19 protein-coding genes are annotated in these 19257 nt (G+C 53.5%); 7 read left to right on the top strand and 12 right to left on the bottom strand.

The window, feature by feature from the left end:
• Positions 1-87: 87 nt before the first annotated feature.
• Both soxS and EE896_RS17655 read left to right on the top strand, forming a co-directional pair.
• On the top strand, positions 88-513 hold the full coding sequence (gene soxS, locus EE896_RS17650) for a superoxide response transcriptional regulator SoxS (protein ID WP_003855727.1): 426 nt from the start codon (positions 88-90) through the stop codon (positions 511-513).
• Positions 514-766: 253 nt separating this feature from the next.
• The gene (locus tag EE896_RS17655; RefSeq protein WP_008926612.1) at positions 767-1048 is read left to right on the top strand and encodes a YjcB family protein; all 282 of its coding nucleotides are present in this window, start codon (positions 767-769) and stop codon (positions 1046-1048) included.
• 66 nt (positions 1049-1114) lie between these two features.
• On the opposite strand, the gene EE896_RS17660 is transcribed toward EE896_RS17655, so the two are convergent.
• Both EE896_RS17660 and EE896_RS17665 read right to left on the bottom strand, forming a co-directional pair.
• Positions 1115-2065, bottom strand: a complete 951-nt coding sequence (locus EE896_RS17660) for an ATP-grasp fold amidoligase family protein (protein WP_008926611.1) — start codon at positions 2063-2065, stop codon at positions 1115-1117.
• Between the two features lie 8 nt (positions 2066-2073).
• A complete protein-coding gene (locus tag EE896_RS17665; protein WP_003855732.1) occupies positions 2074-3330 on the bottom strand; it encodes an oligosaccharide flippase family protein in 1257 nt (418 codons plus the stop codon).
• Between the two features lie 525 nt (positions 3331-3855).
• Between EE896_RS17665 and EE896_RS17670 the strand changes: the two genes are divergently transcribed.
• Positions 3856-4251: a transposase gene (locus tag EE896_RS17670; protein WP_003855733.1), complete on the top strand. Its 396-nt coding sequence runs from the start codon at positions 3856-3858 to the stop codon at positions 4249-4251.
• Positions 4252-5174: 923 nt separating this feature from the next.
• Here EE896_RS17670 and EE896_RS17675 read toward each other — a convergent pair.
• Both EE896_RS17675 and EE896_RS17680 read right to left on the bottom strand, forming a co-directional pair.
• On the bottom strand, positions 5175-6134 hold the full coding sequence (locus EE896_RS17675; protein ID WP_003855735.1) for a DMT family transporter: 960 nt from the start codon (positions 6132-6134) through the stop codon (positions 5175-5177).
• 77 nt (positions 6135-6211) lie between these two features.
• The gene (locus tag EE896_RS17680; protein WP_003855737.1) at positions 6212-7039 is read right to left on the bottom strand and encodes an AraC family transcriptional regulator; all 828 of its coding nucleotides are present in this window, start codon (positions 7037-7039) and stop codon (positions 6212-6214) included.
• Positions 7040-7158: 119 nt separating this feature from the next.
• Here EE896_RS17680 and EE896_RS17685 point away from each other — a divergent pair, with 119 nt between their 5' ends.
• Positions 7159-7680: an isochorismatase family protein gene (locus EE896_RS17685; protein WP_105099584.1), complete on the top strand. Its 522-nt coding sequence runs from the start codon at positions 7159-7161 to the stop codon at positions 7678-7680.
• An 83-nt stretch (positions 7681-7763) separates the two neighbouring features.
• Here the strand turns inward: EE896_RS17685 and ssb1 are convergent, their stop codons facing one another.
• Positions 7764-8315 (bottom strand): single-stranded DNA-binding protein SSB1, encoded by a 552-nt coding sequence (gene ssb1, locus EE896_RS17690; protein WP_003855743.1) that lies wholly within the window; start codon positions 8313-8315, stop codon positions 7764-7766.
• 224 nt (positions 8316-8539) lie between these two features.
• Here ssb1 and uvrA point away from each other — a divergent pair, with 224 nt between their 5' ends.
• On the top strand, positions 8540-11368 hold the full coding sequence (gene uvrA, locus EE896_RS17695; protein ID WP_003855745.1) for an excinuclease ABC subunit UvrA: 2829 nt from the start codon (positions 8540-8542) through the stop codon (positions 11366-11368).
• 233 nt (positions 11369-11601) lie between these two features.
• A complete protein-coding gene (locus tag EE896_RS17700; protein ID WP_003855747.1) occupies positions 11602-12666 on the top strand; it encodes an NAD(P)-dependent alcohol dehydrogenase in 1065 nt (354 codons plus the stop codon).
• A gap of 53 nt (positions 12667-12719) precedes the next feature.
• Here the strand turns inward: EE896_RS17700 and EE896_RS17705 are convergent, their stop codons facing one another.
• The 6 genes from EE896_RS17705 to dnaB all read right to left on the bottom strand — a co-directional run bounded on the left by EE896_RS17705 (position 12720) and on the right by dnaB (position 17689).
• Positions 12720-13043, bottom strand: coding sequence for an MmcQ/YjbR family DNA-binding protein (locus EE896_RS17705; RefSeq protein WP_003855748.1), 324 nt, complete (start codon positions 13041-13043; stop codon positions 12720-12722).
• Positions 13043-13462, bottom strand: a complete 420-nt coding sequence (locus EE896_RS17710) for a secondary thiamine-phosphate synthase enzyme YjbQ (RefSeq protein WP_003855749.1) — start codon at positions 13460-13462, stop codon at positions 13043-13045. The genes EE896_RS17705 and EE896_RS17710 overlap by 1 nt, the downstream gene beginning before the upstream one ends.
• A gap of 121 nt (positions 13463-13583) precedes the next feature.
• Complete coding sequence (locus EE896_RS17715) at positions 13584-14777, bottom strand: amino acid aminotransferase (protein WP_140916141.1); 1194 nt, start codon at positions 14775-14777, stop codon at positions 13584-13586.
• Positions 14778-14817: 40 nt separating this feature from the next.
• Positions 14818-15432, bottom strand: a complete 615-nt coding sequence (locus tag EE896_RS17720; protein ID WP_003855751.1) for a YitT family protein — start codon at positions 15430-15432, stop codon at positions 14818-14820.
• A gap of 241 nt (positions 15433-15673) precedes the next feature.
• A complete protein-coding gene (locus EE896_RS17725; protein ID WP_003855753.1) occupies positions 15674-16153 on the bottom strand; it encodes an Lrp/AsnC family transcriptional regulator in 480 nt (159 codons plus the stop codon).
• 129 nt (positions 16154-16282) lie between these two features.
• A complete protein-coding gene (dnaB, locus tag EE896_RS17730) occupies positions 16283-17689 on the bottom strand; it encodes a replicative DNA helicase (RefSeq protein ID WP_003855755.1) in 1407 nt (468 codons plus the stop codon).
• A gap of 96 nt (positions 17690-17785) precedes the next feature.
• Here dnaB and EE896_RS17735 point away from each other — a divergent pair, with 96 nt between their 5' ends.
• Entirely contained in the window at positions 17786-18769 is a 984-nt protein-coding gene (locus EE896_RS17735; protein ID WP_003855757.1) for a quinone oxidoreductase, read from the top strand.
• A 211-nt stretch (positions 18770-18980) separates the two neighbouring features.
• On the opposite strand, the gene pspG is transcribed toward EE896_RS17735, so the two are convergent.
• Complete coding sequence (gene pspG / locus EE896_RS17740; protein WP_003855759.1) at positions 18981-19247, bottom strand: envelope stress response protein PspG; 267 nt, start codon at positions 19245-19247, stop codon at positions 18981-18983.
• Between the last annotated feature and the right edge of the window lie 10 nt (positions 19248-19257).

The raw sequence follows: 19257 nt of genomic DNA on the forward strand, positions 1-19257 counted from the left end.
TCAAGTTAACTTGAGGAATTATACTTGCTCTCCATCGAAACCCCTAAACTCCCATTAGCGTTTATTAAACACCAGAAGGATGAGGCCATGATGCAAGAAGAGATCATTCATTCCCTGACGCACTGGATTGACCAGAACCTGGATAAGAGCTTGTCGATTGATGAAGTTGCGGCCAAATCGGGCTATTCGAAATGGCATCTGCAGCGTATGTTCCGTTCCGTAACGAAACAAACGCTGGGTGGCTATATTCGTGAGCGCCGCCTGACGCTGGCAGCTGAAGCTTTGTCACAGACACAGCGACCGGTGTTTGATATTGCGATGCAGTATGGCTATGACTCGCAGCAGACCTTTTCCCGCGTGTTTCGTCGTCAGTTTGCACAGACGCCAACCGCTTATCGGCACACCATGCGTCGTCAGGCGATTCAGCGCCCTCGCCTGCCAGGTTTTGGCTATAACGATCCAATCAATAGCTTTACCCAGCGCACCACCGGCGAGTGTTGCCCGGTTCGCTGATTCTCCGTTGCGCCCGCCCTGGGCGCATCTGACTGATTTTTCCGCCGTTCTTCTTCTGCTGCTTACCCTTCCTTCGTGTCACTGCCACACTCGTGTAAATTTTGTTCAAAATTTAAAATCGGGTGATATAATGTGACCCAAGTCACACTTTAAACCTGGTTTGACGGCAAAAAAGTCTTCCCTGACACACTTTTTTGTCGCCGGTGATGTCCGCAGATTGTCAGGATTACCTGTTGATATTGAGGTCCGGCCAATGGCTACGTTAACCACCAGTTTTCTTGTTATGCGTTGGGAATTGCTGAGCGCAGTCATGATGTTTTTTGCCAGCACCCTGAAAACCAAACTTCGTCAGGATAGCCGTCACGTAATGGCATTTATGTGTGGCGGGATTGGTTTAGGCATGACCTGCTGGTTTGTCACTGGTCTGATGGGCATTACCCTGAGTATGGATAACGTGCATAACTTCGTGGAAATCTCAAAGCATGCCTTTATTGAAGCAATGAGCCAGGCGCCTGCTGACTGGCCGATGCCCTGATTGATTGCCTGAATTTTGCGCATAAAAAACCCCGCTAAGCGGGGTTTTTTATATTGCTGTGTGTGCTTAAATTTTCTTCAACATGGCAGGAATATTAACATCCTGCACGGTAGCGCCCGGGCTCTGCGTTCCGCGGCGGTCCTGAATCCACATATCTCCCATCATCTGATTTAAACCACGATCTAAGCCGGTGACCAGTCCTGCACCTGGGGTGAAGGTCAGTTCGCCAAAGTAGATCCGTTCGTCATGGATATACCAGTCCACACGTACGTAGTCGAAATCACTGGCCAGTTTTTTACTCAGTTCGAGCGCATGTTCCAGTGACGGCATAATCGGTGACACATCCAGACCGGTATCGCGAATTTTGTGATAGGCCTCGTTGAGGTTGTTCACGTAGAAATTCATCGACAGCAGCGGCTGACAGCGGTTGTAGATCACCTGCAGCACATATTCGAACTTGCCATCCCGCTTGTTGAACATATGGAACTTGTAATCAATCGGCGCGCTCTTGCCATCACCAATGTACTTCTCAACCAGGATACGTGGCTTGATGTAGCGATAGTGAATCTCACGCGCTTCGTTGGCAAAGTCAGTCTTCAGCCAGCGATAGCAGTCATGAATGATCTGCTGCTTGCGCAGGGCATCCGGCTCTTCCAGCAAAATCTCAACCATGTTGGAGGCGTGGTTCGGCTTGATCACCGTCCCCTTCCAGCAGGGTAAGCTGTTCAGCGTTGTCGGGTCAGTGGTTTCGTGTACCAACGGAATCAGGTATTCATTACCGATTTTTTCAGCAATGAATTCGCGCACCGAGTACTTATCTGACAGACGACCGTAATTCTGGTAATCGCCGAAGATAAACTTACGGTACAGCACCTTCTCATTGAACACTTTTGGCTGACGCAGATTGGGCAGCTTTCTGAACTTGTGGAAGTAGTAAATGCGGTCCTGATAAGCCCAGGGCATCTTCTTAATAAAGTACTGCACACTTCTTCTGAGTTCTTCTTTCAACTTGAGCATATCTGACCTCATTTGTATGTTTTGTAGTTGAGTGAGGAAACCTGAATCTTTTGAATGACGCCGTTTTTAAAGAAGTAATTCATTACGGTCAGGGACAAAAGTTCTGAAAGGAAAACGCTCCACGCGGCCCCCATGATGCCGTGACCCTGGATCAACCACCAGGAGAGCGGCAGACTGATGACCATCAGGCAGATGATTTTCCTCAGTAAGTAGTTAAATCCTCCCTCTTTGACCATGTAGCGATACGCTACGGTCCCCATTGCCGAAAAGCTGGTCGCTATCGACAGCAACGTAATGAGACTTCCTGACTGTGTGTATGCCGGTCCGTACAACGCAATGATGATCCGCTCGCCGTACAGCGAAATAACAAGCAGCATCAACAATGAAACACCCATAACGTAACCATTGAGCCGCGCAGCCAGCTTAATGGCGACCTCACCGCGCTCCCTGAAGATCTCAGTGAAGCAGGAGGTGATGAGCGCTACCGGGATAAAAATCCAGGAAGCGGAAATGGTATTCGCCGCCGCAAACAGACCCAGATCGCGGGCGGGAGCCGTGCCTGCCAGAAACATCTGTGCGGCTTTGACCTGCACCGAAATAAAGATGCTGGAGATGGCCAGCGGCAGTCCGGCATACATCAGATAGCGCAGATAAGCGGTACGCTTCTCGCGGGGCGGCATCTGATCCTGATGGTCCTGATAAAAGTTGCGACGCTTGATCAGGTAAGGCACCAGCGTGACGGCGACAATCGACAGCGTCAGCCAGAGTGGATTGAGACGCAGCCAGGCGACGATAAAGCTGATGCTGAAACTCAGCAGCATGCCCACGGCGTTAGCAATGGTGTTAAGACGCGAAGCAAGACGCGCGTTGTTATAAACGCTGAAGGTGTCCTGGGTGACAAAAACGGAGGCAACAAATGAGGCCAGTGCAAACGCCAGGAAATTTTCCTGCATGTTGTACCAGACCCAGATTAAGACTGGCACCGAAGTGACCAGCAATAACACCATTCGCAGCGTACGGGCAATGGTCATCAGGCGCAGGCCTTTTGACGCATTTTTGCTGACGCGCTTAAACAGAATGGTTTCGGTGCCAAAAATCGCAACGGTTTGCACCATCGCAAATAGTGAGGTTGAAAACGCCATCTGACCAAACACCGTTGGGCCAAAAGACTTCGCCACGTAAGACGTCACAAAAATGACGCCAAAAACGGAGATGATCTTCTCAGACATCATCCAGGCGGCATTAGACATTACGCTCAATTTCATCGACTCTTCCTTAGTATTACTCAACTACAACCGCTTCGGTACAACATCCCTGTAACGAATTAATAAGCGCTCAGTGGGCCTGGCGAAAATGTAAGACTTCAGACCAAACTGGTCCGAAAATTGAGATGCAAGTCATAATCCGGAGAGTGAATTCAGGATAATTCTTATTATAAATGGTGCGAATCACTTCAAATGGAAACGATTTCAGGCTGAAAATAAAACAACCCTAAAGCGCCTGACCGCCATATTAATCACATCGCTCAGGCTAAATATCCCGCATACGTTGTATTTATTTCGTATTTTGGATGCGATGAATTTATAACAAAAATGCCCCTCCAGGAAGGTACGCCCCCCCGATAAGAATAAAATAAGATTTATCCCATGATGATATTTCTTCTAAATATCTTAATTTAGGCTTCGCAATTCAATTCGCGCACTTTAATACTGCCTTAATAAAACCTTACAGTGCCAGAAATTATTAAAGTCATTCTCATCCATTAATCGATAAGAAAGGTAAGAGCATTTATGAGAAAGTCACGATACAGCGAAGATCAAATCACAAATGCCATTAAAGCTTCTGAATCGGGCGTGAAAGTCAGAGAGATCTGTGAAGAGTTAGGTATCTCTGAAGCCACGTTCTATAGCTGGAAAAAGAAGTTTTCTGGGTTGTCTTCGGAAGAAGGCAGAAAAATCAAGGAGCTGGAAGAAAAACTGCAAAACATCACGCGTGAGTTGCAGACGCTCAACTCCGATAAAGAGATGCTGCAGAGCGTTCTGAAGCACTTCTTTACGACAAATGAAAAACGTCAGGCTGTGGATTTCCTGCAGGCCACCTTCGACATCGGTACACGCCGTAGCTGCAGACTATTAGATATCAGTCGCAGTGTGTACCATTATCCGTCAGGCACGGAGAACCGCTAAACCCAATGCTACCGCGCTTTTTAGACTTAACGCTGAGATTTGTTCTTACCAGAAGAGATGAAGATCATTTAACAGGACAATTGCGGCACCCTTTTCCGCTCCATTTATAACTAATGAATGGCTTCACGGCTAAGCTTCTTTTTTTGCGGTAAAATTGATTCACAACAGCAAAAGTCTCGCATTCTACGCCTATTCTTCCCTTCCCAATCTCGTTGACACGGGATTGGGCCCTCTATTTCTTACGTAAGCCCAGCTAATCGTCGGAACTAATTCTGCTTAATACTATTAAGCTGCTTTAAACATCGTGCAAAAAACAGCCGTCGCCGTTTTAAGTTAACGGTGGCCCTGACTCAAATTCTGCGGCTGCGCTTTAATTTCCGATGATGGGTTTATTGCATAAACTTTCTCCAGGATTAATCCGGGATAAATAGTTTATTGCTCCTTATCACTAACGTTACGCGCTTCTCTTTTCACTCACATCATTGCGCATCATTGATGCCAGAGATTAATCTTTAATTAATAACGCAACGGCGGAATTCTCTTACTCATTTATCACTGAGTGAAGTTAATGGTGGTTTTTCGCCTCTCGTTCTCAGTGCCACCATGCAATAAAAAGCCGTGAGAGAAAGCATAATGTCCATAATGCTGCGCTATTTTTCCTGATTAATGACCGATATCTGAGCAATAAAACACGGTCAGACCCGAAAAGGCGTGTTCTCCGCAGACCGTAAGTACCGTTTTTTCACTGAAGAATGGGGGATGAGAGAGACAATTGCGGGAGACGGTACTATCACCTGGTGGAATGAAATCGATTTCGCGGCATAAATCTGTCGGAGAGCGTGCAAATCGGCATAGGGTTTAATCTTAAAAAGCCGCGCGACATGCTGTTCGCGCGGCAGAGCGATTTGGATGGACGTTGCGGTTTACTCGTTCAATGAGACCACAAGAGGTTGAGGTTTAATACGCATTGCCCACAGCACCCCAGCCAGCAGACAAACAATGCCGGTCACAGTGAGCTGCGGTGGCCAGCTTTGATACCAGAGAAAAGTCCACAACAGGCCAAAAAGAATCTCGAAAACGATCAGTGGCCCCATCAATACGGTCGGCAGACGCTGGCTGGCAGCGTTCCAGCATAAGGTGCCGAGCCAGGAGCAGAGCAGGCCAATGGTCAGCATCAGAGAGATAAACACGCCGGGACGCGGCCCAAATGGCAACGAAAAGTCGGGCTGTAGCCAGGTGAGCTGCACACTGACCAGCGCATACATGATCAACGCCATGGGCAATGTGACCAGACCCTGCGCGGTGGCCCAGGTCGACGGCCGCAGCTCGGGATGTGTGCGCAGCCAGCGGGCATTACGCAGCGGATACCAGGTCCAGCAGACTACGGCCAGTAGCGCCAGCACGATACCAGTGAGATAACGGCTCAGATCAAGCAACTGGCCCTGACTTTTTAGCTCCGCCGCGTTTACGCAGAGTAAGCCGGCCGCCATCATGACAAGCGCCGGAAACAGCCGCCGCCACGGCAATCTTCCTTCAAGATGGCCGTAACAGAGATTGGCCGTCACGGCGATCACCACCGGCAGTGTGCCAATAATCATGGTCGAGACCGGGCCGCCAGTGCGCTGAATGGCGTTCGCCAGAAACGCATAGTAGAAGAGGTTTCCCACCAGCGAGAGTTTTACGGCCTCAAGCCAGTCGGCGCGAGCCAGCTGACGCAGGCGATGACGACCATGCCAGGCCAGCGGCAGCGCAATCAATCCAAACGCCACATAGCGTCCCGCCGACTGCAGCGCGCCGGGGTAGTCAGGCACCAGCAGTGGCCCGACAAAGATCAGCCCCCACATCAGCCCGGCGGTGACGGCAAACATGACACCAGCAAACATGATTCCTTCCTTATATAGCTTTTTGACAGAGTGTGGCGGGTTCGGGCGGGGAATGCTTGTAGCAGATTGCGGTGATATCAGGATTGGCGCACCTGCTTCTGATAGCGGCCCGGCGTGATGCCGTAACGATTGGCAAAAGCGCGGGTGAGATGAGCCTGATCGGTTAATCCCACCGCCGCCGCGACGCTGGCGGCCGCTTCTCCCTGAGCCAGCCTTTGCTTGGCGTCATAGAGCCGGAAAGCCATCAGCATCTGATGGGGCGTCACGTGATAGTGCTGGCGAAAAGCGCGTAAAAAGTGCCATGGCGATAACGATGCCAGCGCTGCCAGCTCATCCAGCCGCACGGGTTCAGCAAGGTTGTCGCGCAGGAAATCTTTTACCTGATCAAAACGATGCCGGGTGTCGGGTCTGCCCTGTGAAGACATGCATGCCAGCGGACGGATCTGCAGCAGCAGTTCCGCGATCAGGCTCTGACGTGCCAGTTCAGACTCCGCCTGCCAGAGTGCGGCAAGTGTTCGGGAGAGCGGTTGCGCCACACGTGAATCGGTCAGCAGCGCCTCATTAAACCACCAGCCGCGATCGCCGGTCAGTTCGTCCATCAGCTGCGGCTGAATGTAGATCATCTGATAGCGCCAGCCCTCTTCGCAAGCGGACTCACCGGTGTGCAGCTCATCCGGATTCATCATGACCAGCGAGTTCTCCGGCGCCGTATATTCAGTGCCACGATAGCGAAAGCGCTGTGCACCCGCTTCGATAGTGCCAATTCCGAAAGCTTCATGGGTATGCGGTTCAAAGGCGTAGCGGGAGATGTGAGCCTGATAAAGCTCCACACCAGGCAGCTCTGCGAGTTGCTGAAAGCGGGCGCGATCTTTTTCATAGGGGAAACTCGCCGGAACACCGTCCACTTCTCTCTCCTTATTTAACCAGTGGGTTAAGCATGCCTGTGACCAGGGTGGAAATGCAAAAGATTGCTATCCATCACGCCGCAGGTAACACTGTTTTTTTAAACCAGATGGAGTTAAGCATGGCACAGCGGGTGGTATTGGTTGTCGATATGCAGAATGGCGTATTCAGCTCGCCACGCTTCGATAAAGCGGGACGAGTGGCGCAGATTAACCGGCTGACCGCACGCGCCGACATCACCCTCTTTATACAACATCGTGAAGGCACGATGTGTGAGGGGAATGAAGCGTTTGAGCTGCTGACGGAAATCGCTCAGCCTGCTGGCGCGCACTACATCACGAAAACCGCCTGCGACAGCTTCTGGCAAACCGAGCTGGGCGCGCTGTTAGAAAGGCTGGCGATTAAGGAATTTGTGGTGTGCGGCTGTGCCACAGACTACTGCCTGGATACCACAATAAAAGTCGGAGCCAGTGCGGGCTATGCCATCACCGTCGCTGCGGATGCACACACCACGGCAGATCGCCGCTGGGTCAGCGCCGATGCGCTGATTAACCAGCACAATGAGGTGTGGGCTTCACTGCTGATCCCCGGCAACGTGCCGCGTGTGCTGAGCACGGAGGCCATTCTGGCAGAATGGTCGTAACAGGCCGCAAAAGCCGCGCATAAAAAAAGCCCGCATAAGCGGGCTTTTTGCACTCTTTGCCAGAAGAATTCCAGCCAGCGAAATCAGAATGGAATATCGTCGTCGAAATCCATTGGCGGTTCGTTGTTGTTGCTGGCCGGCGCGCTCTGTGGCTGCTGCGGACGAGACTGCGCGCCGCCACTGAACTGGTTGTTATTGCCCTGCGGCTGCTGCGGCTGACCCCAGCCATTGTTGTTGCCACCCTGCGCGCCGCCACCTGCTGGCGCACCCGCGTTTCCACCCTGCTGACGGCCGCCCAGCATCTGCATGGTGCCGCCAACGTTAACCACGACTTCGGTGGTGTAACGTTCCTGGCCGCCCTGATCCTGCCATTTACGGGTACGCAGCTGGCCTTCGATGTAAACCTGCGAACCTTTTTTCAGGTATTCGCCTGCGACTTCAGCCAGTTTGCCAAACAGCACCACACGGTGCCACTCAGTGATCTCTTTATTTTCACCGGTCTGCTTGTCGCGCCAGCTCTCTGACGTAGCCAGCGTAATGTTGGCAACAGCGCCACCATTTGGCATGTAACGTACTTCCGGATCCTGACCCAGATTCCCGACAAGAATCACTTTGTTAACGCCACGACTGGCCATGTTGCTGTCTCCCGATGAGTTAATGCATACAGTCTAATCTATCAATTCTAACACGTCCTGCGGACTGTTTCCCACTTTCGAGCAGGGTTCCAGTTTTAACGCTCTCTGTTCTGGCGCGCAAGAGTACTGGATATTTATTCAGTCTATTTTTTGTGCCATAATGACACGTTTATTCTGGCCGTGTCGGCAAGGCGCGGTGAGTGCTGCTAATCCGGGAAAGGTGAATGGATAAGATCGAAGTTCGTGGTGCCCGCACCCATAATTTGAAAAACATCAACCTGACCATCCCACGCGACAAACTCATTGTGGTGACCGGCCTGTCAGGTTCAGGTAAATCCTCACTGGCGTTTGATACGCTGTATGCGGAAGGTCAGCGCCGCTATGTAGAGTCGCTCTCTGCGTATGCGCGCCAGTTTCTTTCGTTAATGGAGAAGCCGGACGTCGATCATATCGAAGGTTTGTCGCCCGCCATTTCCATCGAACAGAAATCCACCTCGCATAACCCACGTTCAACCGTGGGAACCATCACTGAGATTCACGATTATCTGCGTCTGCTGTTTGCCCGCGTAGGCGAACCGCGCTGCCCGGATCATGATGTGCCGCTGGCGGCGCAGACCGTGAGCCAGATGGTGGATCAGGTGCTTTCCCAGCCGGAAGGCCGTCGCCTGATGCTGCTGGCACCGGTGGTGAAAGATCGCAAGGGTGAGCACACCAAGACGCTGGAAAATCTGGCGACGCAGGGCTACATCCGTGCACGTATCGATGGCGAAGTGTGTGACCTCTCCGATCCGCCGAAACTTGAGCTGCAGAAGAAGCACACCATTGAAGTGGTGATTGACCGCTTTAAAGTGCGTGACGATCTGGCGACCCGTCTGGCGGAGTCGTTTGAAACCACGCTGGAGCTCTCCGGCGGCACGGCTATCGTGGCGGACATGGATGACAGCGCCGCAGAAGAGCTGCTCTTCTCGGCTAACTTCGCCTGCCCCATCTGTGGTTACAGCATGAGCGAGCTGGAGCCGCGCCTGTTCTCGTTTAACAACCCGGCAGGCGCCTGTCCAACCTGCGACGGCCTGGGCGTACAGCAATACTTCGATCCTGACCGCGTGGTGCAGAATCCTGAACTTTCTCTGGCAGGCGGCGCAATCCGTGGCTGGGATCGGCGCAATTTCTACTACTTCCAGATGCTGCGTTCGCTGGCGGAGCACCTCGATTTTGATATCGAAGCGTCGTTCGGCAGCCTGCCCGAGAACGTGCAGAAAGTAATTCTGTACGGATCAGGCAAAGAGAGCATCGAATTTAAGTACATCAACGATCGCGGCGATACGTCTGTTCGCCGTCATCCGTTTGAGGGCGTGCTCAATAACATGGAGCGCCGCTACAAAGAGACCGAGTCTTCAGCGGTACGCGAAGAGCTGGCGAAATTTATCAGCAACCGCGCCTGTGCCAGCTGTGAAGGCACCCGTCTGCGTCGTGAAGCGCGCCACGTCTTCGTCGAGAACACTACGCTGCCGACCATCTCTGAGATGAGCATCGGCCATGCGATGTCCTTCTTTGAAAACATGAAACTCAGCGGCCAGCGCGCGCAGATCGCCGAGAAGATTCTGAAAGAGATTGGCGATCGCCTGAGCTTCCTGGTCAACGTCGGCCTGAACTATCTCTCGATGTCCCGTTCCGCCGAGACCCTGTCCGGTGGAGAAGCGCAGCGTATCCGTCTGGCCAGCCAGATCGGTGCCGGCCTGGTCGGTGTCATGTATGTGCTGGATGAGCCTTCAATCGGCCTGCATCAGCGCGACAACGAACGTCTGCTTGGCACCCTGATTCATCTGCGAGACCTCGGTAACACCGTGATCGTGGTTGAGCATGATGAAGATGCGATTCGTGCCGCTGATCATGTCATCGACATCGGTCCGGGTGCAGGCGTCCATGGCGGCCAGGTGGTGGCTGAAGGTACCGTCGATCAGATTATGGCGGAAGACGCGTCACTGACGGGCCAGTTCCTGAGCGGCAAGCGGGGTATTACGGTGCCAGAGGAACGCGTCAAAGGCGATCCGGCCAAAGTGCTGAAGATTACCGGCGCACGCGGCAACAACCTCAAAGATGTCACGCTGACGCTGCCGGTCGGGCTTTTCACCTGCATTACCGGTGTGTCCGGCTCGGGTAAATCGACCCTGATCAACGATACGCTGTTCCCGATTGCCCAGCGAGCGCTGAATGGTGCAACCATCGCCGAACCGGCACCTTACCGCGAAGTGGCGGGACTGGAGCACTTCGACAAAGTGATCGACATTGATCAGAGCCCGATTGGTCGTACACCGCGCTCTAACCCAGCCACCTACACCGGCATCTTCACGCCGGTGCGTGAACTGTTTGCGGGCGTGCCGGAAGCGCGTTCGCGTGGCTACAATCCGGGTCGCTTCAGCTTTAACGTTCGAGGCGGACGTTGTGAAGCCTGTCAGGGTGATGGTGTGCTGAAAGTCGAAATGCACTTCCTGCCGGACATTTATGTGCCGTGCGACCAGTGCAAAGGCAAACGCTATAACCGTGAAACGCTGGAAGTGAAGTATAAAGGCAAGAGCATTCACGAAGTGCTGGAGATGACTATCGAAGAAGCACGTGAGTTCTTCGATGCCGTGCCGGCGCTGGCGCGTAAGTTGCAGACGCTGATCGATGTGGGTCTTACCTATATCCGCCTCGGTCAGTCCGCCACGACCCTGTCCGGCGGTGAAGCCCAGCGTGTGAAGCTGGCGCGTGAACTGTCGAAGCGCGGCACCGGTCAGACACTCTATATTCTTGATGAGCCGACCACCGGTCTGCACTTTGCCGATATCCAGCAGCTGCTGGAAGTGCTGCATCAGCTGCGCAATCAGGGCAACACCATCGTGGTCATTGAGCACAATCTTGACGTGGTCAAAACCGCAGACTGGATTGTGGATCTCGGTCCGGAAGGCGGCAGCGGCGGCGGTGAAATCCTGGTTGCCGGCACGCCAGAAACCGTGGCGGAGTGTGAGAAATCCCATACTGCACGCTTCCTGAAGCCTCTGTTACAGAAGTAATTCCTGCAGGCCCGCCGCGTGCGGGCCTTTTCATGTCATCTGCTGATTCAGCCAGAAAAATGCAGAATCAGGCAAGATTCAGACATGTATAGGCATATACGCTTTTCCCCAGGCTGACTATCCTTAAGCAGTTCCTCTTTGGCACGTCCCTGGCGTCGCCCTGTTTTCGCAGCACATTAACGCTGCTGCACTTCATCGAATAACACTCACGACACATCGAAACTGGAGACACCATGAATATTACGCATGCGTATGCTGCTCAGGATGCAAAATCCAAACTGGCACCGTTCGATTTTAAGCCGCGTGAGCTGCGCGCCCATGACGTTCAGCTTGAAGTGCTGTTCTGTGGCGTTTGCCACTCAGACCTGCACCAGGCCCGTAATGAGTGGAAAAACACCATTTTCCCTGTGGTTCCGGGTCATGAAATTGTCGGTCGCGTGACCGCTGTTGGCCCGCAGACGCAGAAATATAAAGTCGGCGATCTGGTCGGCGTCGGCTGTATGGTCGATTCATGCCGCAGCTGTCCGAGCTGTCAGCAGGGTCTGGAGCAGTATTGTGAAAACGGCTTTGTCGGCACCTATAACGGCGAAGATCGTGAAACCGGCGCCATTACCTACGGCGGTTACTCAACGTCGATGGTGGTTGATGAGAGCTTTGTGCTGCGCATTCCGGAGAACCTGGAGCTGGCGGGCGTTGCACCGCTGCTGTGTGCCGGTATCACCACCTACTCACCACTGCGTCACTGGAATGTCGGTCCTGGCAAGAAAGTGGGTATCGTCGGTTTAGGCGGCCTGGGTCATATGGGCGTGAAAATTGCCCATGCAATGGGCGCACATGTGGTGCTGTTCACCACCTCGCCGTCCAAAATTGAAGATGGCAAACGTCTGGGTGCCGATGAAGTGGTGATTTCTAAAGATCCAGAGCAGATGGCGCAGCACGCGAACAGCTTTGACTTCATTCTGAACACCGTGGCTGCTCAGCACGATCTCAACCCGTTCATCACCCTGCTGAAACTGGACGGCAACATGACGCTGGTCGGTGCACCGGAGCACGATCACCCGGCACCACAGGTGTTTAACCTGATCTTCAAGCGTCGCAGCATCGCCGGTTCACTGATTGGCGGCATCGCAGAAACCCAGGAGATGCTCGATTTCTGTGGTGAGCATGGCATTACGTCAGACATTGAACTGATCGCGATGGATCAGATTAACGAAGCCTATGAGCGCATGCTGAAAAGCGATGTGAAATACCGCTTTGTTATCGACATCAATACCCTGCGCGAGCAGCCTGCCGCGTAACCCGTCAGATCTGACACCCTCTTGCTCGGGTAAGAGGGTTTTTTTATTGCCGTTTATCGGGCAGCCGCAACCTGCTGGAATGAAGCATCGACCAGATAGTAAATCTGCGAATCTTTCAGCGAGCCGTCCAGAAACAGCGTGCTCCAGTGTGACTTGTTCAGATGCTCACTGGGAATGATGTCGCTATGCTCTTCGCGCAGTAATTCGGCCAGCGCAGGCGTCGATTTCAGCGAAACGGCTGGCCGCCCTTTTGCCTCATGCACCATTGCAAACAGCACACCGTTGCTTTTAATCTGCGTTGCCTTCCAGTCACTGTGGACGCTCTGCTCCGCGCCCGGCTTGCTCATGCAGTAGGTCAATAAATCTGAGTTATTCATTACGACTCCCCTTGTAACGTAGCGACAATCCGCCTGGCACCGCCCTCAATGCGATGCTCGCCCAGCCAGATACCCTGCCAGGTGCCCAGCACCAGACGCCCCCGCTGAACCGGCAATAACAGCGAAACGCCTACAATCGATGATTTGATATGCGCCGGCATATCGTCACGCCCTTCGTAGTCATGCTGATAAGGTGCGTTCTCCGGCACATGCCGCATGAAATGCTGCTCCATGTCGCTGCGCACCGTCGGGTCACAATTCTCATTTAAGGTTAACGACGCCGAGGTGTGCTGTAACAGCAGATGCAGCAGACCGGTTTTGATATCACGCAGTCCGGAGAGCGAGTTGACGATCTCATCGGTGACCAGATGAAATCCACGCGGCTTCGCGCTCAGCGTAATAGTTTGTTGATGCCACATAGCGTATTCCTGAAACGGTTATCCCGTTTAAGTGTGCAGCATGACGCCGAAAGGTAAACCCTGACCCATAAAAAAACCGCCAGAGCGAACCCTGACGGTTTTATTTATCGCCTGATTGCCGTTACATCACGGCGGCAAAGGCTTCAGCGACCTGATGCACGTTTTTGCTGTTCAGACCGGCCACACACATGCGGCCGCTGCCCACCAGATAGATGCCAAACTCGTTACGCAGACGATCGACCTGTTGCGCACTCAGGCCGGTATAGCTGAACATGCCACGCTGTTTCAGCAGGTAGTCAAAGTTTTTACCTGGCAGCGCGGTACTCAGCACATCCACCAGCGACTGACGCATCGCGAGAATACGCAGACGCATCGCTTCCACTTCAGCCAGCCAGCTGCCTTTCAGTGCCTCATCATTGAGAACGCGCGCAACCACCTGCGCACCAAAGTTAGGCGGGCTGGAGTAGTTGCGGCGAACGGTGGCTTTCAACTGGCCCAGTACGCGCGCTGACTCTTCGGCGCTGTCACAGACGATGGAGAGACCGCCTACGCGCTCGCCATAGAGCGAAAAGATTTTGGAGAAGGAGTTACTGACCAGCGCAGGCAGACCCGCCGCCGCGACCGCACGCAGTGCATAAGCGTCCTGCTGCATACCGGCACCAAAGCCCTGATAGGCGATATCAAGGAAAGGAATCAGCTGCTGTGCTTTCAGCACCTCAACGATCTGATCCCACTGCGCGTCAGTCAGGTCAGCGCCGGTCGGGTTATGGCAGCAGGGATGCAGCAGCACGATGCTCTGCGCAGGCAAGGTTTTCAGCGTGCTGATAAAGGCATCAAATCGCACACCGTGGGTCTCTGCGTCATACCAGGGATAGGTATTGACCTCAAAACCTGCGCCATTAAAGATCGCGATGTGGTTTTCCCAGGTCGGATCGCTGACCCAGACTGCAGATTGCGGGAAGTAGCGCTTCAGGAAATCCGCGCCCACTTTCAGCGCGCCAGAGCCACCCAGCGTCTGAATCGATGCAATCCGGCCCGCGTTTAACACCGGATGATCGGCACCAAACAGCAGTGGTGCAATCGCACTGCGGTAACTGTTCAGCCCTTCCATCGGCAGATAGAGGGAAGCCTGATGCGGCTCAGCATAGATCTGCTCTTCGGCAGCGGCGACGGCCTTCAGCTGCGGGATGATATTCTGTTCGTCGTAATAGAGCCCGATACTCAGGTTAACTTTGTGTTCGCGTGGATCTTGTTTGAACGCTTCCATCAACGACAGAATCGGATCGCCAGCATAGGCATCAACGTTTTGAAACACGGTGTAGGTCTCCATGATTGGTCCAGAGGTCAGAGGCGGATTAAACCCGATAGCGTCCCGGACGATGGTTCATTGCAATTATCAGATTCAGGATCACCGCGCCCGCAATAGACGCAAGCAGGATGGGGCCGCTCACCACAAACAGTGAGGCCAGCACGACGCAGGTATCAACCGCCATTTGCAGTTTACCCGCGCGGATCCCAAAGCGATCCTGTAGCCACAGGGCCAGAATATTGATGCCGCCCAGGCTCGCCTTATGACGAAATAACACTATAAACCCGATTCCCATGATGACGTTACCGAACAGTGTCGCATAGAAGGGGTTAAGGTCAGAAAAGTGGACGAACAGCGGATGCAGCTGGGTAAACAGCGACACCAGTCCGACGGCACAGAACGTTTTAAGGGTAAATTCCCAGCCCATGCGTTTTACCGCCAGCCAGTAAAAAGGGATGTTGATCAGGAAAAACGCGCTGCCAAACGAAAGCGGCGAGAGATAACTGATCAGAAAGGCGATGCCTGCGGTGCTGCCGGTCAGCGCGCCCGCCTGTTTCAGCATAATGACGCCGAACGAGACCATCAGGGTGCCGAGCACCATCGCCAGCGCATCTTCAATGCGCGAATGTGGGACGCGGGAGGGTTCTGCGATGTTATCCATGGAGGTTTTCTCAGTGCAAAAGATGCCGTTTCTATGCAAAAAACACACCAGCGTCACAACCCTTAACGGCTGTAAACGAAGTGCCCGCGATATCCTGTTGATATCTAAGGCGCTTTATAACGGAAACGTGTGCACAAATTCTGGCCTGCACCATCAACCTATGCATTAAAGTCCGTTAACATGCGCGTTACTTGCATTTATTGCCGCAAGTGTGCACCAAAACCGCACATCACGCACCTTTTTAGCGCGTCTTCTCTCCGGGGATCATCATCAGCCCGTTCTCTTTCATTCGTCCCAGTACTACCGAGGTTTTCACATGGGAAACACTCTGGTGGCCCGCGACTAACTGGCTGATTAGTGCACTGAGGGAATTGAGATCAGCCACCGCCACTTTAAGCAGATAGTCAGCGTCACCGGTCGTTTTGTAAGCGTCCACGATCGCCTGCTCCTGCTCCACCATGCGGTGAAAGCTCTCGACATATTCTGCGGTGTGGTTAATTAAGCGCACCTCGATTAATCCCACCATGCCAAGTCCGATCGCATCGGGCGACAGCCGGGCGTGATAACCCAGGATGAGATTAGCCTGTTCCAGATTGATACGGCGGCGGGAACATTGTGAGGCGGAAAGGCCGACCAGATCGCTAAGTTCCTGATTGGTCAGACGGCCGTTAGATTGTAATAAAGTGAGGATTTTAAGGTCGTAATCGTCTACGTGAGTCATTCCGTTTCCACATCGGTCCAGGCGTCGCTTTATTACAGATAACCCGATTACCCGAGAGGTTGTCCAACACTATTTTCTGATGATGGGTGCTGTCATGCACAGATCGTGCATGACAGCACAAACCGGCGATTATTCGTCGTCGTATTGCGGGCCCGCGTAGTTATCAAAGCGCGACCACTGACCGTTAAAGGTCAGGCGCACCGTACCGATGGGACCATTACGCTGTTTACCCAGAATGATCTCGGCGATCCCTTTGAGATCGCTGTTTTCGTGGTAAACCTCATCGCGGTAGATAAACATGATCAAATCCGCATCCTGCTCGATCGAGCCCGATTCACGCAGATCCGAGTTGACCGGACGCTTGTCAGCACGCTGTTCCAGTGAGCGGTTGAGCTGCGACAGCGCCACCACCGGTACATTCAGCTCTTTGGCCAGTGCTTTCAGCGAGCGGGAGATCTCCGCAATTTCCAGCGTACGGTTGTCCGACAGCGCCGGCACACGCATCAGCTGTAAGTAGTCGATCATGATCATGCTTAAGCCACCGTTTTCACGGTAGATGCGCCGGGCGCGCGAACGCACTTCGGTAGGCGTCAGGCCAGAAGAGTCATCAATGTACATGTTCTTCTTCTCCAGCAGGATGCCCATGGTGCCGGAGATTCGCGCCCAGTCCTCATCATCCAGCTGTCCGGTTCGGATGCGGGTCTGATCGACGCGGGAGAGCGAGGCCAGCATACGCATCATGATCTGCTCGCTGGGCATCTCCAGACTGAATATCAGCACCGGCTTTTCCTGCAGCATGGCGGCGTTTTCGCACAGGTTCATCGCAAAGGTGGTTTTACCCATCGACGGACGTGCGGCGACAATAATCAGGTCAGAGCCCTGCAGGCCTGCGGTCTTTTTATTCAGATCCTGATAGCCGGTATCGACGCCGGTGACACCATCGTGCGGCGTCTGATAGAGCGATTCGATACGGGAGACGGTCGATTCCAGAATCTGCTCAATGTTTTTCGGGCCAGCATCTTTATCCGCGCGCGCTTCCGCAATTTTAAAGACGTTCGACTCGGCAAAATCGAGCAGCTCTTCGCTGTTACGTCCCTGCGGATCGTAACCGGCATCGGCAATCTGGTTGGCGACGGAGATCATCTCACGCACCACCGCACGTTCACGCACGATGTCAGCATACGCGCCAATGTTTGCCGCGCTCGGGGTGTTTTTCGCCAGTTCAGCCAGATAGGCGAATCCGCCCGCCATCTCCAGTTCACCACGGGTTTCCAGCGATTCGGAGAGCGTAATCAGGTCAATGGGTTTGCTGTTTTCCAGCAGCCGCTGCATCTCGGAAAAAATCAGCCGATGCGAGCGGTTGTAAAAGTCATTCGCGACGACGCGCTCAGAGACGTTATCCCAGCGCTCGTTATCCAGCATTAACCCACCGAGCACCGACTGCTCCGCTTCCAGAGAATGCGGGGGCATTTTCACGCCTGCGAGCTGGCGATCCTGCGTTTCGTTCGATTTGTTGGTGGGTTTATTTCCTGCCATAGTGAATGCATTACCGATCTTCTGTGGGGACGCGCAAGTATACCTTAGTTGGGGTGCGTGCCTCACCCTCATGATGAAACAATCACAGGAGTCAGAATGGCAAAGCGTATTCAGTTCAGCGCACATGGCGGTCCGGACGTTTTAGCGTGGACGGATTTTGAACCTGCTGACCCCGCTGAACATGAAGTGCAGGTTGAAAATCGCGCTATCGGGATTAATTACATCGATACTTATGTTCGCAGCGGGCTCTATCCGGTTGCCGATTTTCCCTCAGGCCTGGGGACAGAAGCCGCGGGCGTGGTGTCGCGCGTAGGCCATGGTGTGACCCTGTTTAAACCCGGCGATCGCGTGGTCTACTGCATGGCGGCTATGGGTGCTTACAGTGACGTGCACAACGTGGCGGAAGATCGCCTGATGCATCTTCCGGAAGCCATCAGCTTTGAGCAGGGCGCAGCCAGCTTTCTGAAAGGACTCACCACGCAATATCTGTTGCGCCAGACCTATAAAATCAGCGCCGGTGAGACCTTCCTGTTTCATGCTGCCGCCGGCGGCGTCGGGTTAATCGCCTGTCAGTGGGCAAAAGCGCTGGGTGCGCATTTGATCGGCACTGTGGGTTCAGCGGAAAAAGCCACAATGGCGAAAAATGCCGGCGCCTGGGCGACCATTAATTACCGCGAAGAGAACATTGCACAACGCGTCAGCGAGCTGACTGAAGGGAAAAAAGTGGCCGTGGTGTATGACTCCGTGGGTAAAGATACCTGGGAGGCGTCGCTGGACTCGCTGCGCCGTCATGGCCTGATGGTCAGTTTTGGTAACGCATCGGGGCCGGTAACCGGCGTTGATCTCAGTATTCTGAATAAGAAAGGCTCACTGTTTGTGACCCGCCCTTCACTCTTTGGCTATGTCACCAACCGTCAGGAGCTGGAAATCGCCAGCGCCGAACTGTTCTCTCTGCTGGCGAGTGGCGCAATTAAAGTGGATGTGCCGGAACAGCAGAAGTTTGCGCTGAAAGAGGCCAGCAAAGCGCACCAGTTGCTGGAGAGCCGCGCCACGCAGGGATCCTGTCTGTTAATCCCGTAATTGCAGGCAACAAAAAGGGCTTCCCATGGGAAGCCCTCTTCTGTTTTTTATTTTTTGTTCGCGCTGGTGTAGGGACAGCGGCGATGAATTCATGTCGAGTCGATGGCACATCGATTTGACCTCAGGCATCCTGCCAGAAAACATAAGTAAAAAGTATGGTTAATTGCAGTTCAGCGCTGAGCAATCTCTCACAGTGTGATCATCACCGCATTTAGCGCCAGCCTTTACGGTCCAGCCTGTCGATTTTACGTCTCAGCTTACGACGCGCTCGCGCATCGCTGTCGCCAAAAAAGGCCCGATGCAGCCATACAGCGATCACCGCCAGCACCAGCCACGGCAATACTTTGATCACGAGTGCGAACAGTCCACCGACAAACATCACGATGGTTGCGACAACCAGTGCCGCCAGCACACCAATCAGCGAAACACCGGTCAGCAACAGCATCAGGAAAAACCCTAATACGAATAATATTTCCACGTCAGCGCTC

Origin of the sequence: Pantoea eucalypti, assembly GCF_009646115.1 — a bacterium.
In the GTDB taxonomy this organism is placed as follows: Bacteria; Pseudomonadota; Gammaproteobacteria; order Enterobacterales; family Enterobacteriaceae; genus Pantoea; species Pantoea eucalypti.